The organism is Streptomyces sp. UNOB3_S3 (assembly GCF_020740895.1).
GTDB lineage: Bacteria > Actinomycetota > Actinomycetes > Streptomycetales > Streptomycetaceae > Streptomyces.
Window position 1 is genome coordinate 1 of the sequence record NZ_JAILXP010000609.1, and the last position, 2,457, is coordinate 2,457.

Genomic DNA, 2,457 nt, shown 5'->3' on the forward strand with positions numbered 1-2,457 from the left:
TCATCACCGGGCTCGTGCTGCGCATCGTCGGCTTCGCGGTTCTCGGGATCGTCGACTCGCTGCCCGCGCTGCTGGCCGCGTCGGCGGCCACCGGGCTGGCCGGAGCCCTGTTCAACCCGGCCGTACGGGCCTACCTCGCCCATGACGCCGGTGAGCGCCGGGTGGAGGCCTTCGCCCTGTTCAACGTCTTCTACCAGGCCGGGATCCTGCTGGGCCCGCTGGTCGGCGTGGCACTGACCGGAGTGAGCTTCCGCCTGACCTGCCTGGTCGCGGCCGGCGTCTTCACCGTTCTGTCGCTCGTGCAGATCCGCGCGCTGCCGGCCCGTATGCCGTCGCACGACGCGGACAGCCCGGCGGCATCGGTGCTCTCCCAGTGGCGCACGGTGGTGTCGAACCGGCCGTTCCTGCTGTTCTCCCTCGCGATGATCGGCTCGTACGCGCTGTCCTTCCAGGTCTACCTCGCGCTGCCACTGGAGGTGCGCCGCCTGGCCGGCAGTGAGCAGGCCGGAACGGTCGGCGTCGGGCTGCTGTTCGCGGCCTCCGGGCTGGCCACGATCGTGGGACAGACCCGGCTGACGGCCTGGTGCAAGAAACACTGGGGCGCCGGAAAATCACTGGTCGCCGGACTGACCGCCCTGGGCATCGCCTTCCTGCCGCTCCTGGCGGCCACCGCGGTGCTGGTGCCCGCCGATGGACCGGGCCGTTGGGCACTGGCCATCGTGCCGCCGCTCCTCTCGGCACTCCTCATCGCGCTGGGGACCATGCTCGCCTACCCCTTCGAGATGGACACGATCGTCGCCCTCGCCGAGAACCGGTACGTGGCCACGCACTACGGCCTCTACAACACCATCTGCGGAATCGGCATCACCCTCGGCAACCTCCTCACCGGCATGGCACTCGACACGGCCCGCTCCGCCGGCGCCCCGGCACTCCCCTGGCTGGCCCTCGCCGCCACCGGAGGCGTTTGCGCGCTGGCCGTCCTCGGCCTGCATCGCACCGGCCGCCTGACGCCGGCCGCAACCGGCAAGCCCGACAGGCAAACCACCATCACCGCCTGATCCGCCACCACCTGATCCGCCGACTCCCACCCGGGGGCGGGCACACCTCGCGGTGCCCGCCCCCGGACCCGCCACGCCCACTTCGAGGAGCAACCCATGCTCTCCACAGATCTCCCCGGCCACACCGTCCCGCGACTGCGGCCCTTCCGAGGAATCCAGTACGACCCCGACCGCGTCGGAGACATCTCCACCGTGGTGTGTCCCCCGTACGACGACATCGGCCCGGCCCGCGTTCGCGCCCTTCTCGCCCGGCCGCACCACATCACCCGGCTGCTCCATGCCAAGAACCCCCAGGCAGCAGCAGTTGAGATGGAACGCTGGCTGCGCGGTGGCGTGCTCGTCCGGGACGCCGGTCCCGCCTTGTACGTCTACGAGCAGCACGCGGGCCACGAGCTGCTCCAGCGCGGTGTCATCGGAACACTGGACCTTCCCACCCACTACAGGAGCACGGTCCTCCCGCACGAAGACGTCGAACCGCACGTGGTCGCCGTACGAGCCGCGCTCATGGCAGCACTGCGCGCCCAGCCCGAACCGCTGCTGCTCGCCTGCGACTCCACGACACAGGCCGCAGCGCGCCTCATGGACCGCATCGTCCGCCGGCCTGCCCTGGCCGTCGTCCGGACCGGGGCCATCACCCACACGCTCCGGGCCTGCACCGAACCGGAGGAACAAGCCCTCCTCGCGGCCGGACTGACCCGGCATCCGGCCCTCCTAGCTGACGGCCACCACCGCTACGCCGCTCTCCGGAACCTCCGCGAGCGGCACGACGGACCGGGCCCGAACCCCTGGCGCAGTGCCTTGGCCCTGCTGGTGGATTCCTCCGCTGCCCCCTTGCGACTCACCGCGATCCATCGGGTGATACCCGGCCTCGAACCGGAAAAGGCAGCCGTGGCCGCATCCGATGTCGCGCGTGTGCGTCCGCTGCCGGAGGGGCCGCGCCCGCCGGGGCCAGGCGAACTGGTACTCACGGGCGCCGGACAAGCCTGGACGATCACCACCCCTCACCCCCAGGCACTGAACGAAACCCTCGTCGGCAAACCCCGGCAGTGGCGTGCTCTCCCCACAGCCATCGCCGACCACCTGCTGCTGGCCCATACCTGGTCGGTACCCGACCTACCCGGCACCGTCCACCACGTCCACGACGCCACAGAGGCGATCACGGCCGTGGCCCGGCCAGGCAGCGGCACCGCTCTTCTGCTGCCCTCCATGGCCGAAGGCACCGTGCGGGACCTGGCTCGCGCGGGGGTCATGCTGCCCCGGAAGTCCACCTCGTTCGGCCCGAAACCTGCTGTAGGCCTCATCATGCGCCGCCTCGACGGCTCGTAGATCCAGATCCGCGGCTCCTCCGCTCTCTTCCCCACCCACCCCTTCCCTGCCCGAAAGGCGCACCCGTTGTCCC

General features: G+C 71.0%; 2 protein-coding genes. Both read left to right on the forward strand.

Annotation, left to right across the window (positions count from 1 at the left end):
* A partial coding sequence (locus tag K6I33_RS34275; protein WP_229358708.1) for an MFS transporter occupies nucleotides 1-1,058 on the forward strand: 1,058 nt, incomplete at its 5' end.
* Between the two features lie 96 nt (nucleotides 1,059-1,154).
* A complete protein-coding gene (locus K6I33_RS34280) occupies nucleotides 1,155-2,384 on the forward strand; it encodes a DUF1015 family protein (RefSeq protein ID WP_229358709.1) in 1,230 nt (409 codons plus the stop codon).
* Nucleotides 2,385-2,457 lie beyond the last annotated feature (73 nt).

What these genes read in the sequence shown, in the direction of transcription:
- K6I33_RS34280 (WP_229358709.1), top strand. Translation starts at nt 1,155, where the DNA reads ATGCTCTCCACAGATCTCCCCGGCCACACCGTCCCGCGACTGCGGCCC.